Raw genomic sequence first — 15,379 nt, forward strand, 5'->3', positions numbered from 1 at the left:
TCAGGTGCGGGGCAGTCGTTGCAGGAGGCCGGCCAGCGCATGGCGCACCGTGGCCTGGCGCACGGCGGCGCGGTCGCCGTCGAAGCGCTGGTGCTCGGTGAACACGCCCTCGGGCGTGGCCCAGCCGAACCACACCGTGCCCACCGGTTTCTCGGCGCTGCCGCCGGTGGGGCCGGCCACGCCGGTCACGGCCACGGCGAGCTGGGCCGGCGAGTGCGCCAGCGCGCCCGAGGCCATGGCGCGCGCCACCGGCTCGCTCACTGCGCCGTGCCGCTCGATCAGCAGGGCCGGCACGCCGAGCAGGCCGTGTTTGGCGGCGTTGGAGTAGGTGACGAACCCGCGCTCGAACCAGTCGCTGGAGCCCGAGAGCTCGGTGCAGGCACCCGCGATCAGGCCACCGGTGCAGCTTTCGGCCGTGGCCATCATCAGGCCGCGCGCCTTGAGGGCGGCGGCGAGTTGTTCGACCAGGGCGGGGGTGGTGTCGGGCATGTTCAGAGCCTCCACAAGGCGATGACGATGAGCGTGCAGAAAGCGGCGGCGAAGTCGTCGAGCAGGATGCCGAAGCCGCCGCGCGGGCCGAAGCCCTTGAAGGTCCGGTCGGCCCAGGCCATGGGGCCGATCTTGACCATGTCGAACAGCCGGAAGATCAGAAACGCCGCGAGCTGGGCCCAGAAGCCGCTGGGCGAGATCATCCAGAGCACCAGCCAGAAGGCGACCACTTCGTCCCACACGATGTGGCCGGAGTCGGCCACGCGCAGGTGCCGCGCGGTGACGGTGCAGGCCCACCAGCCCGCGAGCGTGGCCGCGGCGATCACGACCGCCCAGGTCAGCGGCGTGAGCAGCGGGTCCAGCAGCAGGAAGGCGACCCAGGCCCAGAGCGTGCCGGCCGTGCCCGGCGCCAGGCGGCTCAGGCCAGCGCCCGCGCCGAGCGCGAGGAAGTGGGCGGGGTGGGCAAGCAGGAAACGCCAGGTCGGGCGGGTGAGCGGCGCGTCGTTGGCGGTGTCGGGCATGCGGGGATTATCGGGCGGGCACTCAGGCGAAATGGTCGAAGCCTTGTGCGCCGAGTGGCACCTCCTGGCCCGCCGCGCCGAGCAGGCGCAGGCCCGGGGCGGCCGTGATGCGCCCGATGCGCGTGACCGGCGTGGCGCTGTCGGCCGAGGCCTGGGCAATGGCCTCGCGCGCTTCGGGCGCGGCGGTGAACAGCAGCTCGTAGTCGTCGCCGCCGGCCAGCAGGCATTCGAGCCACCGCGCCTCGGGCAGGCCTTGCAGCGCAGGGGCCACGGGCAGGGCCGGCAGGTGGATCTCGGCGCCCACGCCGCTGGCCTGCAGGAGGTGGCCGAGGTCGCCGGCCAGGCCGTCGCTCAGGTCGATCGCGGCGTGCGCGCCCGCCACGGCCGACAGCGCCGCACCCAGGGCGTTGCGCGGTGTGGGCCGCTCCAGCCGCGCGCGCGCTTCGGCCTCCACGGCCGTGCCGGCCCATTCGGTGCCGCGCAGCTGCTCCAGCGCCAGCCGGGCTTCGCCGGTGCGGCCACTCACATACAGGTCGTCGCCCGCGCGCGCGGCGTCGCGCCGCAGCGCCTGGCCGGGTTTCACCTCGCCGAAGACGGTGATGCAGAGGTTGAGAGGGCCGCGCGTGGTGTCCCCCCCCACCAGCGGGCAGGCGTGCGCATCGGCCAGCGCGAACAGCCCTTGCGCGAAGCGCGCGAGCCAGTCGCTGTCGGCGTGGGGCAGGGCGAGCGCGAGCGTGAAGCCCAGCGGGCGCGCGCCCATGGCGGCGAGGTCGCTCAGGTTCACGGCCAGCGCCTTGTGGCCCAGCGCTTCGGGGTCCACGTCGGCGAAAAAATGCCGGCCCTCGACCAGCATGTCGCTGGAGATCGCGAGCTGGTGGCCGGGGCTGGGTTGCAGCAGGGCGCAGTCGTCGCCGATGCCCAGCACCACCGCGCCGTCCCCACCGGTCGCTGGCGCGCGCTGGAAATGGCGGCGGATCAGTTCGAACTCACCCATGCGCTTGGGGCGAACCGGCCGAGGGTGCCGGGGCAGGGGGTTCGTCGTCTTCGCCGCGGCGCGCGGCCCGGGGCGGAATCAGGAAGCTCAGCGGCGCGGCGCGGATGCGGCGCTTGATCGCGGCGCGGATCAGCTGGCGGTTGACCTCGCTGATGTTCTGCGCCTGCAGCGCGAGGCGGAACGCGAGGTAGAAGCTCACGCCCAGGTTGAGCGGCCCGACGGCGAGCACACCGGCCACCGCCCACCAGAAGGCGGGCTCGGTGAACACGTCCCAGCCCAGCGCCATGGCCGCGGCCGTGACCTGGCCGGCCGAGAGGGTGACGTGGCGCACGTCCAGCGGCAGGCTGAAGAAGGCCGCGAACGCGGGCACCAGGCCCAGCATGAAGCCCAGCGAGATGTTGGCCGCCAGGCCCGAGATGTTGCGGCGCATGAAATCGGCCCAGCGCGCGGCGCGCTCGCGCCCGAGCACGGCGGTGAAGCGCGGGTTGTGCTGCATGGCCGAGTCCAGGTTGTGGAACACGTACCAGTTCTCGACCCAGCCGGCGATGATGCTGGAGGCGAACAGCAGCACCCCGGTGAAGGCCGCGAAGAACACGGTGGGGCCGAGCAGGTGGATGTCGTTGAGCACGTGGTGCGCCTTGTCCTCGTTCACCATGGCCTGGCCGGTGAGCAGCTGCAGGCCCAGGCTGATGAGCACCACCACCGGGATCACCAGGCCCACGTTGCCCACGATGGCGGCGATCTGCGAGCGAAACAGGTTGGCCACCTCGTCGACGAAGCGGCGCACCGCGCCGGGCGCCTTGATGTCGCGCAGCTTGGCGACCATGGCCGGCGCGGTCACGGCGGGCTGCTTGGTGGCCACCGTGAGGTGCAGCAGCATGATCAGCACGAACGAGGCGGCGTAGTTCAGGCCGGCGGCAAAGCCGCCCCAGAACGCGGTGAGGCCCAGCCCGTACAGCAGGAACTTGATCCAGGTCGTCAGGCCGATGATGGCGCCGCCGCCGGCCGCCTTGCGCACCATTTCGCGGTACTCGGCGGCGTTGCGGGTGATGTAGTGCTCGCCGCTCTCGGCGCTGCGCTCGGCCACCTTGGCCGCGGTGAGGTGCGAGCTGCTGGCGATGAGCGAGCGCACGCTGCGGTTGTCCAGCCCGACCTGGGCCAGGTCGGCCAGCAGCGCGGCGGTGGCGCGCTCGGGCTGCTCGGACTGCAGGCAGTCCAGCAGCTCCTTGACGCGCACGATGCGTTCGCGCAGCTGGCGCAGGCGGAACACGATGCCGACCGACACGCCGTGCTCTTCCAGGTGCGAGTACACGGTATAGGCCGCGTGGCGGCAGGCGTCGAGCTGCTGGCGCAGCACATCGGCGGCGGCCAGGGCTTCGGGGCTGCGTGCGCCGTGGCGGTTCACGGCGCGGCGCAACGCCTCGAAATCGGCCGGCAGCTCGTGGAAGGGCCGCTGGGCCTGCGCCTCGGGCGACATGCGGATGCGGATTTCCGAGGCGAAGCCGGTGGCGCTGATCTGACTCACGCAGAAGATCAGCGCGTCCATCAGCGCGGTCTGCCAGAAGCCGGCGGGCGAGTCGGCGGCCGAGGCCTCGTCGGCCGGCGCCGCGATCAGCAGGCTGCGCAGGCGCTTGAGGGTGTCGCTGTCGAGCGCCTTGAGCCAGCGCACGTCGAAGCGCGCGGACAGCAGCAGGTCGAACAGCTCGGCCATGTCGGTGGTCTCGGGCGTGCCCGGCAGCACTTTCTTGCGCAGCCGGTTGCCGAATTCGCTCAGAAAGGCGGTGCGCGGCGCGAAGCCGTGGTCGGCCAGCAGCGGCGTGAGGTCCACGGTGGCGATGAAGCGGCTCCACCAGCGGCGCCAGCGCGCCTGCACGGCGGGATCGCCCTGCACGGTGTCGAGGAACAGGCGCACGCGGCCGACGCTGGCCTGCACGTCGGCCTCTTCGCCGCGCACCCAGCGCAACGCGCCGATCAGCCACAGGTGGCGCAGCGCCAGCGGGGCGTCCGGGTCCAGGGTGTCGAGCGGGGTGGAGGTGGGCATGCGGTCGTCGGGGTGGGGGCCGCGTGTCGGGGCGCCGGCTTTCAGTGCAGCACCCGCGCCGGTGCGTCGCCCGAGCCCGGGGCGCGCAGCGCGAACTCGGCCACCTCGGCCTCGAAACGCTCGCCGTCTTCGGCCACGCAGAAGAAGCTGCCGCGCATGGTGCCCGTGGGCGTGGCCAGGCGCGTGCCGCTGGTGTACTGGAAGGATTCTCCGGGCCGCAGCAGGGGCTGGTGCCCGACCACGCCCAGGCCCTTGACCTGCTCGGTCTGCCCGCGCGCGTCGTCGATGATCCAGTGGCGCGCGATCAGCTGTGCCGGCACCTCGCCCGCGTTGGTGATGGTGATGGTGTACGCGAAGGCGTACACGTCTTCGTCGGGCGACGACTGTTCGCTCAGGAACTGGGGTTCGACCTCGCAGGTGAACAGGTATTTCGGCATGGGCGGCATGTTACCGCGCGCCTGCGTCAACGCGGTGGCCCTGCGAGAATGGGGTCTTTGGCCCGATCCCGCGCCCACCCATTCCCCACCAGCCAGGTTGCCCATGTCCCAGCTTCCCGTCCAGCACCGCATCGCCCCCTCCATCCTGTCCGCCGATTTCGCCCGCCTGGGCGACGAGGTGAAGAACGTCATCGCCGCCGGCGCCGACTGGATCCACTTCGACGTGATGGACAACCACTATGTGCCCAACCTGACCTTCGGGCCCATGATCTGCCAGGCGCTCAAGCCGCACGCCAAGAAGCCCGACGGCACGCCGGTGCCGATCGACGTGCATCTGATGATCCAGCCGGTGGACGCGCTGGCCGGTGCCTTCATCGACGCCGGCGCCGATCTCGTGAGCTTCCATCCCGATGCGAGCACCCACGTGCACCGCAGCGTGCAGGCCATCAAGGCCAAGGGCGCCAAGGCCGGCCTGACCTTCAACCCCGGCGCGCCGCTGGACGTGCTGGACTGGCTGATCGACGACATCGACCTGATCCTGATCATGAGCGTGAACCCGGGCTTCGGCGGCCAGAGCTTCATCGATTCCGCGCTGCGCAAGATCGAGGACGCGCGCCGGCGCATCGAGGCCAGCGGCAAGGACATCCGCCTGGAGGTGGACGGCGGCATCAAGGCCGACAACATCCGCCGCGTGGCCGACGCAGGGGCCGACACCTTCGTGGCCGGCAGCGCGATCTTCGGCAAGCCGGACTACAAGGCCGTGATCGACCAGATGCGCGCGGCGCTCCAATGAGAAGCATCGACGACGCCCGGCTGGGCGCCGGGCCGCTCCCAAGCCCGGCCAGCCCCCTCGGGGGGCAGCGACCCGCGCAGCGGTGGAGCGTGGGGGCCTTGATCGTCGACCTCGACGGCACCATGGTCGACACCCTGGGCGACTTCGACGTCGCCCTGAATGAAACCCTCAAGGACCTGGGCCGCCCGGTCGTCGCCCGTGCCGACATCGAGCGCATGGTGGGCAAGGGTTCGGCGCACCTGATCCGCTCGGCGTTGCTGCACGGCGGGCTCGGTGCCGACGAGGCCGCCCGCGTGCAGCCCGAGGCCTGGACGCGCTACCAGGCGCACTACCTGGCCATCAACGGCCAGCACAGCGCGGTCTACCCCGGTGTCGTCGAGGGCCTCGCGGCGCTGCGCGAGCGGGGCCTGCCGCTGGCCTGCCTGACCAACAAGCCGCTGAACTTCGCGCGCCCGCTGCTGCAGGCCAAGGGCCTGGCGGACTTTTTCGCCCACGTGTTCGGCGGCGACAGCTTCGAGCGCACCAAGCCCGACCCGCTGCCGCTGCTCAAGACCTGCGAAGCCCTGGGCACGGTGCCGGCGCAAACGCTGATGGTGGGCGATTCGCAGAACGATGCGCTGGCCGCGCGAGCGGCCGGCTGCCCGGTGGTGCTGGTGACCTACGGCTACAACCATGGCGAGCCGGTGCGCGGGGTCGACGCCGATGCCTTCGTGGACCGCCTCGACGGCCTGCCCGGCTTGCTGCAGGCCGGGGCCTGAAGACGATCAGTAAAGCAGCTTGCCGTCGCCGGACACCACACCGATGTCCACCCAGTTGCTGCCCAGGTTGCTCTTGGCGAAGTTGACGCGGAAACCGCCGAGGTCGACCTCGCCCATGGCGCGCAGCGACTGTGCGATGCCCGAGGGATTGAGGTTGCGGCTGCGTTTGGCGGCTTCGGCGAACACCCGGGCGGTGATGTAGCCCTCCATGTGGAAGGTGGTGTAGTCCGTCAGCGTGGGGTGCACCTTGCGCATCGCTGCGCGGAAATCGCGCTGCAGCGGGAGCGTCGCGCCCATGGGGTTGGGGAAGGTCTGGGACAGGCCCACGCCGCGCGCGCCGTTGCCCGCGAATTTCATCAGTGCCGGTGCGGGCAGGTAGGACAGGCTGAAGATCTGCTGCGAGACCCCCGCCGCCCGCAGCGCGGCAATGGCCTCGCCCGAGAACTTGGGCGCGCCCACCACCAGGGCCGATTGCGGGTTGGCGGCGGCCAGGGTCTTGGCCGCCTGCGCGAGCGCCGCGGCGTCGGTGGCGGACTGCGTCTCCACGATCTCGATGCCACCCAGCTCGGCCGCCGCGCTGCGCGCCGAGGCCAGGCCCGAGGAGCCGATCGGGATGTTCTGGTGCAGCACCCCCATGGAGCGGATGCTCAGCGTGCGCGCGTGCGTCACGATCTTGTGGATCTGCTGCTCGTCGCCCGCGCGGATGTGGAACAGCTTGGGGTGCCCCGGCGAGCGCAGCACGCTGGCGCCCGGCACCGCGTTGAGGATCACGATGTCGGTGGTGTCCAGCAGTTTGCTGTCGAGCAGGCCCTTGAGGGTGGCGGAGCCCAGCGGCGTCAGCAGCGCCACCGGCTTTTGCGCCATCACCGTGCCCAGCTGCTGGCGGAAACCGTCGAAGGTGTAGGTGTCGTCCAGCTTGACGAGCGAGATGCGCCGGCCCTGGATGCCACCGCGGCCGTTGATCTCGTCCAGTGCGGCGGTGATGCCTTCGTTGAGCTCCTTCGGGTCCGGCGCGGGCAGCACGGTGAACGGCCCGATCTGCGCCACCACGATGTCGCCGCTGTCCTGGGGCAGGCCGGCGACGGGCAGGAGGGCGGCGGCCAGGGCGGCCATCAGGTTGCGACGGATCATGGTGAATGCGGCGTAGAGGGGATGACCCGCATTCTGGCGGGCCGGACCGCCCGTTCGGCGGCGCATGGGGGCCGCGCGTCGCGCGGACGGGTCAGCGTGCCGGCTTGCCCAGCAGGGCGTCCTTGAGCAGGTGGTCGGCCGGTTTGGGGCCCAGCCAGATGCGCAGCAGGGCGTCGTAGAACTCGGGCTCCTTGAACGGCTCGCCCTCCACCTTGCCCTTGATGGTGAGCACGGCGCCGGTGCCGGGCACCCAGTCCACCAGGAAGTTGTCGCCGGCCTGCAGCTTCTTGTGGTCGCTGAACACCTGGCTCATGCGCAGCACACCCGGAATGAGCTTGGAGAAGGCGCTGCGGTCCATGTTGTCTTCCATGCCGCGCGAGAACAGCTTGCCCAGCTCGGCCGAGTCGATGTCGCGCAGCATGGTGATGCTGATGCGCTTGGGGCCCTTGGTCGCGAGCACCGCCTCGGGGGTGCTCGCCTTCTCCCCGAGGTACAGGCCGGCGGTGTAGACCTTGAACACCGCCTTGTAGCGGATGCCGGCGCCATTGAGCACCAGCGGGCTGCCGGCCACGGTGGCGCGGTCTTCGAGCTTCACGCCGGCGAGGTCGACGGTGGCGGCCTGCGCCGCACCCATGCCGAGCAGGGCAAAGACCAGGGCGAGGGTGGGCATCAACGGTGTTTTCATGGGGTGTGTCCGGGTGGGCGAGGGCGATGGCGCGTAAAAAAAAGAACACCCGTTCGTTTCGCCAGGATTGTCCTTGCCGAGCCTGCGCCGGACATCAGGGTTTGGCCGTAGAACCAAAGCTTGGGCGCGTGATGTGGGACACGGTCATGGCGCTTTGCTACACTGCGCCTTCCATGTTCAACCCACGCACATCCTTATCAGGTGGTCTGCCGAGCCGCAATGGCCGGGGAGCCTGGCCCTGGCGCAAGCCAGCGTAAACGTGCACCTTCCCCCGGGGTTTGCACAGTCCGCGCGCGTTCCACGCCGCCACTGTCACCCCACCCCGAACCCGGCGGATGTTTCCCCGGATGGCATGGACCCCAGCCCCACCCGATGCGTCGACGATGACCCGGCGTGTGGCCGATGGAAAGAACGAACATGATCACGGAACTCGAATTCAAGAGCCTGGCCCAGCAGGGCTACAACCGCATCCCGCTGATGGCCGAGGCCTTCGCCGACCTCGAAACCCCGCTCTCGCTCTACCTCAAACTCGCGCACGGGCGCGGTGACGGCAGACACAGCTTCCTGCTCGAATCGGTGGTGGGCGGTGAGCGCTTCGGGCGCTACAGCTTCATCGGCCTGCCCGCGCGCACCCTGCTGCGCGCCAGCGGCTTCGGCGCCGAGGCCAAGACCGAGGTGGTGCGCGACGGCGCTGTCGTCGAGACCGCGCACGGCAACCCGCTGGACTTCATCGCCGCTTACCAGAAGCGCTTCAAGGTCGCTCTGCGCCCCGGTCTGCCGCGCTTCTGCGGCGGCCTGGCCGGCTACTTCGGCTACGACGCGGTGCGCCACATCGAGAAGAAGCTGGAGAACAGCTGCCCGCCCGACACCCTGGGCTGCCCCGACATCCTGCTGCTGCAGTGCGAAGAACTGGCGGTGATCGACAACCTCTCGGGCAAGCTCTACCTCATCGTGTACGCCGATCCGGCCCAGCCCGAGGCCTACGCCAACGCCAAGAAGCGGCTGCGCGAACTGCGCGAGGCGCTGAAGTACTCGGTGAGCGCGCCGGTGGTCAAGCCCAGTCAGAGCTACCCGGCCGAGCGCGACTTCGCCAAGGCCGACTACCTCGCGGCGGTCGAGCGCGCCAAGGAGCTCATCGCCGCCGGTGACTTCATGCAGGTGCAGGTGGGCCAGCGCATCAAGAAGCGCTACACCGAGTCGCCGCTGAGCCTGTACCGCGCGCTGCGCTCGCTCAACCCGTCTCCCTATATGTATTACTACCACTTCGGGGATTTCCACGTGGTGGGGGCTTCGCCGGAAATTCTGGTGCGCCAGGAGCACACGCCCGAGGGCCAGAAAATCACCATCCGCCCGCTGGCGGGCACGCGCCCGCGCGGCGCCACGCCCGAGCAGGACAAAGCCACCGAGACCGAGTTGGTCAACGACCCCAAGGAACGCGCCGAGCATGTGATGCTGATCGACCTGGCGCGCAACGACATCGGTCGCATCGCCAAGACCGGCAGCGTGAAGGTGACCGAGGCCTTCGCGGTGGAGCGCTACAGCCACGTGATGCACATCGTGAGCAACGTCGAGGGCATCCTGGTGGAGGGTCCGGACGGCCAGCCCGTGGGCAGCATGGACGTGCTCAAGGCCACCTTCCCGGCCGGCACGCTCACCGGCGCGCCCAAGGTGCATGCCATGGAGCTGATCGACCAGCTCGAGCCGACCAAGCGCGGCATCTACGGCGGCGCCTGCGGCTACCTGAGTTACGCCGGCGACATGGACGTGGCCATCGCGATCCGCACCGGCATCATCAAGGACCAGACGCTCTACGTGCAGGCCGCGGCCGGCGTGGTGGCCGACTCGGTGCCCGAGATGGAGTGGAGGGAAACCGAACACAAGGCGCGCGCGCTGCTGCGCGCCGCCGAACTGGTCGAGGAGGGCCTGGAATGAAGCCGATCCGCTTGCTCATGGTCGACAACTACGACTCGTTCACCTACAACATCGTGCAGTACTTCGGCGAACTCGGTGCCGAGGTCAGCGTGTTCCGCAACGACGAGATCACGCTGGAGGAGATCGATGCGCGCCTGGCCGCCGGGCAACTGGATCGCCTGGTGATTTCGCCAGGGCCGTGTTCGCCCGCCGAGGCCGGCATTTCGGTCGCGGCGATCCAGCACTTCGCGGGCAAGCTGCCCATCCTCGGTGTGTGCCTGGGGCACCAGAGCATCGGCGCGGCCTTCGGCGGCAAGATCGTTCGCGCGCAGGAGCTGATGCACGGCAAGACCTCGCCGATCACCACCACGCGCCAGGGCGTGTTCGCGAACCTGCCCGAGCAGTTCACCGTGAACCGCTACCACTCGCTGGCCATCGAGCGCGCGAGCTGCCCCGATTGCCTCGAGGTCACGGCCTGGACGCCGGATGGCGAGATCATGGGCGTGAAACACAAGACACTGGCCATCGAAGGCGTGCAGTTCCACCCCGAGAGCATCCTCACCGAGCACGGCCACGCCATGCTCAAGAACTTCCTGGAGCAGGCATGAACACCACCGTCGACTTGCGCAGCGACACCGTCACCCAACCCACCGCCGCCATGCGCGAGGCCATGATGGCCGCGCCCCTGGGCGACGACGTGTTCGGCGACGACCCCTCGGTGCAGGCGTTGCAGGAGCGCATCGCCGCCATCACCGGCAAGCAGGCCGCGCTCTTCATGCCCAGCGGCACGCAGAGCAACCTGTGCGCGATGCTGGCGCACTGCGAGCGCGGCGACGAGTACCTGGTGGGCCAGAACGCCCACACCTACCGCTACGAAGGTGGTGGCGCGGCGGTGCTGGGCAGCATCCAGCCGCAGCCGCTGGCGCAGAACGCCAGCGGGCAGATGCAGCTGGCCGACATCGCCGCCGCCATCAAGCCCGACGACCCGCACTTCGCCCGCACGCGCCTGCTGTGCCTGGAGAACACCTGGAACGGCCACCCCATGCCGGCCGACTACCTCGACGGCGCCACGGCGTTGGCGCGCGAGCACGGGCTGGCGGTGCACTTGGATGGCGCGCGCGTGTTCAACGCGGCGGTGGCGGCCGGTGGTGACCCTCGCCTCGGCGCAGGACCGCTCCAAGCCGAGGCAGCCCCCTCGGGGGGCAGCGACCCACACGCAGTGGGGGAGCGTGGGGGCGACCCTTACCAGGCGGTGCGCGGCATCGTCGACCGCTTCGACAGCGTGTCGGTCTGCTTCAGCAAGGGCCTGGGCGCGCCCGTGGGTTCGGCCCTGTGCGGCTCGGAAGACCTGATCCGCCGCGCGCTGCGCTGGCGCAAGATGCTGGGCGGCGGGCTGCGCCAGTCGGGCCTGCTGGCGGCCGCCGCGCACCACGCGCTGGACCACCACGTGCGCCGCCTGGCCGACGACCATGCGCTCGCGCTGCGCCTGGCCCAGGGCCTGGCCGGCATCGAGGGCTTGAGCGTGCGCTCCGCGCAGACCAACATCGTGTTCGTCGATGTGGCCGGCGGGCGTGGGCCCGACCTGCTGGCCCACCTCGCGAAGGATGGCGTGCTCGCCACCGGCCTGATCGGGCTGCGTTTCGTGACACACCTCGACGTGGACACGGCCGGCATCGACCGCGCGATCGCGAGCACCCGGGCCTTCTTCGCGCAGGGCGGCACCGCGCCCGCCGCGCGCGCCGCCGGCACCGCCGTCTACTGAGCCGGAGCGTCCCATGCCCGATTGGCCGCAACTCCTGCTCTTCATCGTGGCCGGCTGGCTGCTCAACCTCACGCCCGGCCCGGACGTGCTCTACATCGTGAGCAACTCGCTGCGCGGCGGCGTGCGCGCCGGCATGGTGGCCGCGCTCGGCATCTTCGCGGGCTGCTTCGTGCATGTGGCGATCGCCACCGTCGGCCTGGGCGCCCTGCTGGCGGCCTCGGCCATGGCGTTCACGGTCGTCAAGTTCGTCGGCGCGGCCTACCTGCTGTGGATGGGCGTGCGCCTGCTGCGCGCGTCCACCCCGGGCTGGGCGCCCGACGCCGCCCCCGCCGAGCCGGACCTGGGCCGCGTGTTCCGCCGCGGCTTCCTCACCAACGTGCTCAACCCCAAGGTGGCGCTGTTCTTCCTGGCCTTCCTGCCGCAGTTCATCGCGCCCGACGCCAGCCACAAGACCCTGGCCTTCCTGGCCCTGGGCGTGCTGTTCAGCTTCAATGCCCTGCCCGTGACCCTGGGCTACGCCTGGCTCGCGGCCTGGGCCGCGAACCGCGTGCAATTGGTGCGCCGCGCCATGCACTGGCTCGACCGCGCCGCCGGCGTGCTCTTCATCGGCTTCGGCCTGAAACTGGCCTTGACCGACCATCCCGCCCCGTAAAGAGACCCTTGGAGACCTTCATGTCACCCACCTCCGCACACAAGATCACCCCGCAGGAAGCGCTGCAGCGCACCATCGAACACCGCGAGATCTTCCACGACGAGATGCTGCACCTCATGCGCCTGATCATGAGCGGCGAGATGTCGCCGGTCATGATGGCCGCCTTCATCACCGGCCTGCGCGTGAAGAAGGAAACCATCGGTGAGATCACCGCCGCCGCGCAGGTGATGCGCGAGTTCTCCACCAAGGTGCACGTGGCCGACAAGACCCACCTGGTCGACATCGTGGGCACCGGCGGCGACGGCTCGCACACCTTCAACATCTCCACCTGTTCCATGTTCGTGGCCGCCGCGGCCGGCGCGCGCGTGAGCAAACACGGTGGGCGCAGCGTCTCGAGCAAGAGTGGCAGCGCCGACGTGCTGGAGAGCCTGGGCGTCAACATCAACCTGCCGCCCGAGGCCATCGCGCGCTGCATCGAACAGGTCGGCGTGGGCTTCATGTTCGCGCCCAACCACCACCCCGCCATGAAGAACGTGGCCCCGGTGCGGCGCGAGCTCGGCATCAAGACCATCTTCAACATCCTGGGGCCGCTGACCAACCCGGCCTCGGCCCCCAACATCCTCATGGGCGTGTTCCACCCCGATCTGGTGGGCATCCAGGTGCGCGCGCTGCAGCGCCTGGGCGCCGAACACGCCGTGGTGGTGTACGGGCGCGACGGCATGGACGAGGTCTCGCTCGGCGCCGCCACGCTGGTCGGCGAACTCAAGAACGGTGAGATCACCGAATACGAAATCCACCCCGAGGACTTCGGCATGACCATGGCCAGCAGCCGCGCGCTGCGGGTGGAAACGCCCGAGGCCTCGCGCCAGATGCTGATGGGGGTGCTCGAAGGCCGCGACGACCCGGCCTTCAAGGCCGCCAGCGAGATCGTGGCGCTCAACGCCGGTGTGGCGCTGTACGCGGCCAACGTGGTCGCCGACATGGGCGAAGGCATCGCACTGGCGCGGCGCACGCTCGCCGCCGGCGCGGCGCTGGCCAAACTCGAACAACTCAAGGCCTTCGTGGCCTGATCCGGAACACCGTCATGAGCGACATCCTGCAGAAGATCGTGGCCGTCAAGCACGAGGAAATCGCCGCCGCCCAGCGCAAGAAGCCGCTGGATGCGGTGCGTTTCGATGCCGAGAGCCGCGTGCTCACGCGCGATTTCGAGGGCGCGCTGCGCGCCAAGATCGCCGCCGGCCAGGCGGCCGTGATCGCCGAGGTCAAGAAGGCCAGCCCGAGCAAGGGCGTGTTGCGCGAAGACTTCATTCCCGCCGACATCGCGCAAAGCTACGCCGAAGGCGATGGCCAGGTGAGCGCGGCCTGCCTGTCGGTGCTGACCGACCGCCAGTTCTTCCAGGGCAGCCCCGATTTCCTCAAGCAGGCCCGCGCCAGCTGCGACCTGCCCGTGCTGCGCAAGGACTTCATGGTCGACCCCTACCAGGTCTATGAGGCCCGCGCCATGGGCGCCGACGCCATCCTGCTGATCGCCGCCTGCCTGGACGACGCCCGCATGGCCGAGCTCGAGGCCGTGGCCCTGGGCCTGAACATGGCCGTGCTGGTCGAGGTGCACGACCGCGCCGAACTGGAGCGCGCGCTGCGGCTCAAGACCTGCCTGGTCGGCATCAACAACCGCAACCTGCGCACCTTCGAGGTGACGCTGCGGACCACGCTGGACATGCTGCCCGATGTGCCGGCCGACCGCCTGCTGATCACCGAATCGGGCATCCTGGGCCGCGCCGACGTGCAGACCATGCGCGCGGCGGGGGTCAACGCCTTCCTGGTGGGCGAGGCTTTCATGCGCGCGCCCGAGCCCGGGCTGGCGCTGGCCGAGCTGTTCAACTGAGGTGGCGATGCAAGCCGGTTTCGACTGGGACGGGCCCGCGGTGACCCCCCATCTGTTGTCGGCCCAGCCGGCCGACTGGCCGGTGCAGCCGGGTTGGGCCGGTCTGGTGGACCATTTCTGGGCCTCGTCCCCGGGGCGCGGGTTGCAGGACTTTCTGGCCGAGCGGCTGGCGCAGGGGGCGGTGGTCTACCCGCCCAGGCCGCTGCGGGCCCTTGAACTCAGTGCCCCCGAGGCGGTTCGCGTGGTCATCCTGGGCCAGGACCCGTACCACGGCCCCGGACAGGCTGAAGGGTTGGCCTTTTCCGTGGCGCCCGGCGTCAAGACTCCGCCCAGCCTGCGCAACATGTTCCAGGAGCTGCAGCGCGATCTGGGTACGCCTGTGCCAGCCGACGGCTCGCTGGTGCGCTGGGCCCGGCAGGGTGTCCTGCTGCTCAACACCGGCCTGACGGTGGAGGACGGCCAGCCCGCCAGCCATGCCGGCCGGGGCTGGGAAGCCTTGACCGACGCCGTCATCCAGCACTGCGGCCACACCGGCGACCCCAAGGTGTTTCTGCTCTGGGGCGCCCATGCCCAGAAAAAGACGCCTTTGATCGACGCCCGGCGCCATCTCGTGCTCAGCGCCAACCACCCGTCGCCGCTGTCGGCCCGGCGCGGCCCCGTACCGTTCGTCGGCTGCGGCCATTTCGGGCAGGCCAACGCCTGGCTGGCCGGGCAGGGCCGGGCGCCGATCGCCTGGTGACGGAATGGGCAGCGGGGAGCGGGCGCCAAGTGCCACAAATCCATGGCATAATCGCGGGCTGCGCTATGGAGGGGTGGCCGAGTGGTTAAAGGCAGCAGACTGTAAATCTGCCCGCTTACGCGTACGCTGGTTCGAATCCAGCCTCCTCCACCAGCGATCGATGTGACGTGTTAGCAAATGGGATGTTTCGCCCAGAGGGTCGGTGCCGTGTGGTGCCGGTTAGGTCAGGCGGGAGTAGTTCAATGGTAGAACCCCAGCCTTCCAAGCTGATGACGCGGGTTCGATTCCCGTCTCCCGCTCCATGTCCCGTCGGTGGTTGGATGTGTTTTTGACAGGCGTTTGAGTTTTCAGGGGTGTCCGGTCCGCCGGGTGCCTTTGCCCATGTGGCTCAGTGGTAGAGCACTCCCTTGGTAAGGGAGAGGTCGCGGGTCCGATTCCCGCCATGGGCACCAGTGATATTCCTGCATTGTTCTGGTGTTTCGGCAATTTTGATTTTGGAGCTGAAAAATGGCAAAAGAGAAATTTGAGCGGACCAAGCCGCACGTGAACGTGGGCACGATTGGTCACGTGGACCATGGCAA

The 15,379-nt window shown here is 69.8% G+C and carries 16 protein-coding genes, 3 tRNA genes and 1 pseudogene; 13 read left to right on the forward strand and 7 right to left on the reverse strand.

Annotated elements, in window-relative coordinates:
* The 5 genes from AC1Q9M_RS20035 to apaG are packed head-to-tail and all read right to left on the reverse strand — an operon-like array spanning position 1 to position 4,482.
* Complete coding sequence (locus AC1Q9M_RS20035; RefSeq protein ID WP_444688044.1) at positions 1–489, reverse strand: CinA family protein; 489 nt, start codon at positions 487–489, stop codon at positions 1–3.
* Between the two features lie 2 nt (positions 490–491).
* A complete protein-coding gene (locus tag AC1Q9M_RS20040) occupies positions 492–1,010 on the reverse strand; it encodes a phosphatidylglycerophosphatase A family protein (protein ID WP_382162700.1) in 519 nt (172 codons plus the stop codon).
* A gap of 22 nt (positions 1,011–1,032) precedes the next feature.
* On the reverse strand, positions 1,033–2,004 hold the full coding sequence (gene thiL / locus AC1Q9M_RS20045; RefSeq protein WP_492435385.1) for a thiamine-phosphate kinase: 972 nt from the start codon (positions 2,002–2,004) through the stop codon (positions 1,033–1,035).
* On the reverse strand, positions 1,997–4,045 hold the full coding sequence (locus tag AC1Q9M_RS20050; RefSeq protein ID WP_492435387.1) for a site-specific recombinase: 2,049 nt from the start codon (positions 4,043–4,045) through the stop codon (positions 1,997–1,999). The genes thiL and AC1Q9M_RS20050 overlap by 8 nt, the downstream gene beginning before the upstream one ends.
* 41 nt (positions 4,046–4,086) lie before the next feature.
* Positions 4,087–4,482, reverse strand: a complete 396-nt coding sequence (gene apaG / locus AC1Q9M_RS20055) for a Co2+/Mg2+ efflux protein ApaG (RefSeq protein WP_291117488.1) — start codon at positions 4,480–4,482, stop codon at positions 4,087–4,089.
* A 103-nt stretch (positions 4,483–4,585) separates the two neighbouring features.
* Here apaG and rpe point away from each other — a divergent pair, with 103 nt between their 5' ends.
* Together rpe and gph are read left to right on the forward strand one after the other, a co-directional pair.
* On the forward strand, positions 4,586–5,275 hold the full coding sequence (rpe, locus tag AC1Q9M_RS20060) for a ribulose-phosphate 3-epimerase (protein WP_382322939.1): 690 nt from the start codon (positions 4,586–4,588) through the stop codon (positions 5,273–5,275).
* Between the two features lie 122 nt (positions 5,276–5,397).
* Positions 5,398–6,033 (forward strand): phosphoglycolate phosphatase, encoded by a 636-nt coding sequence (gene gph, locus AC1Q9M_RS20065; protein ID WP_382163772.1) that lies wholly within the window; start codon positions 5,398–5,400, stop codon positions 6,031–6,033.
* Positions 6,034–6,039: 6 nt separating this feature from the next.
* Here the strand turns inward: gph and AC1Q9M_RS20070 are convergent, their stop codons facing one another.
* On the reverse strand, positions 6,040–7,164 hold the full coding sequence (locus AC1Q9M_RS20070; RefSeq protein ID WP_492435390.1) for an ABC transporter substrate-binding protein: 1,125 nt from the start codon (positions 7,162–7,164) through the stop codon (positions 6,040–6,042).
* A 91-nt stretch (positions 7,165–7,255) separates the two neighbouring features.
* The gene (locus AC1Q9M_RS20075) at positions 7,256–7,849 is read right to left on the reverse strand and encodes a chalcone isomerase family protein (RefSeq protein ID WP_382162686.1); all 594 of its coding nucleotides are present in this window, start codon (positions 7,847–7,849) and stop codon (positions 7,256–7,258) included.
* A 417-nt stretch (positions 7,850–8,266) separates the two neighbouring features.
* Between AC1Q9M_RS20075 and trpE the strand changes: the two genes are divergently transcribed.
* From trpE to AC1Q9M_RS20130, 11 genes and pseudogenes are all read left to right on the forward strand, one after another.
* Complete coding sequence (gene trpE, locus AC1Q9M_RS20080; protein WP_382322941.1) at positions 8,267–9,781, forward strand: anthranilate synthase component I; 1,515 nt, start codon at positions 8,267–8,269, stop codon at positions 9,779–9,781.
* Positions 9,778–10,368 (forward strand): anthranilate synthase component II, encoded by a 591-nt coding sequence (locus AC1Q9M_RS20085; RefSeq protein WP_382162681.1) that lies wholly within the window; start codon positions 9,778–9,780, stop codon positions 10,366–10,368. The genes trpE and AC1Q9M_RS20085 overlap by 4 nt, the downstream gene beginning before the upstream one ends.
* On the forward strand, positions 10,365–11,522 hold the full coding sequence (locus AC1Q9M_RS20090; protein WP_492435393.1) for a GntG family PLP-dependent aldolase: 1,158 nt from the start codon (positions 10,365–10,367) through the stop codon (positions 11,520–11,522). Before AC1Q9M_RS20085 ends, AC1Q9M_RS20090 begins: the two co-directional genes overlap by 4 nt.
* A gap of 13 nt (positions 11,523–11,535) precedes the next feature.
* Positions 11,536–12,174, forward strand: coding sequence for a LysE family translocator (locus AC1Q9M_RS20095; RefSeq protein WP_492435395.1), 639 nt, complete (start codon positions 11,536–11,538; stop codon positions 12,172–12,174).
* Between the two features lie 20 nt (positions 12,175–12,194).
* Positions 12,195–13,244, forward strand: coding sequence for an anthranilate phosphoribosyltransferase (trpD, locus tag AC1Q9M_RS20100; RefSeq protein WP_382162676.1), 1,050 nt, complete (start codon positions 12,195–12,197; stop codon positions 13,242–13,244).
* 14 nt (positions 13,245–13,258) lie between these two features.
* Positions 13,259–14,059 carry an indole-3-glycerol phosphate synthase TrpC gene (gene trpC, locus AC1Q9M_RS20105; protein ID WP_382162674.1) on the forward strand — a complete coding sequence of 267 codons (801 nt, stop codon included), beginning with the start codon at positions 13,259–13,261 and terminating at the stop codon, positions 14,057–14,059.
* 7 nt (positions 14,060–14,066) lie between these two features.
* Complete coding sequence (locus AC1Q9M_RS20110; RefSeq protein WP_382322946.1) at positions 14,067–14,798, forward strand: uracil-DNA glycosylase; 732 nt, start codon at positions 14,067–14,069, stop codon at positions 14,796–14,798.
* Between the two features lie 67 nt (positions 14,799–14,865).
* Positions 14,866–14,951: transfer RNA gene (locus AC1Q9M_RS20115), tRNA-Tyr, on the forward strand.
* A gap of 75 nt (positions 14,952–15,026) precedes the next feature.
* Positions 15,027–15,100, forward strand: a tRNA-Gly gene (locus AC1Q9M_RS20120).
* Positions 15,101–15,175: 75 nt separating this feature from the next.
* Positions 15,176–15,250, forward strand: a tRNA-Thr gene (locus tag AC1Q9M_RS20125).
* Between the two features lie 55 nt (positions 15,251–15,305).
* Positions 15,306–15,379, forward strand: a pseudogene (locus AC1Q9M_RS20130) (GTP-binding protein); the annotation flags it as partial.

Source organism: Hydrogenophaga sp. GW823-FHT04C09 (genome assembly GCF_058796355.1).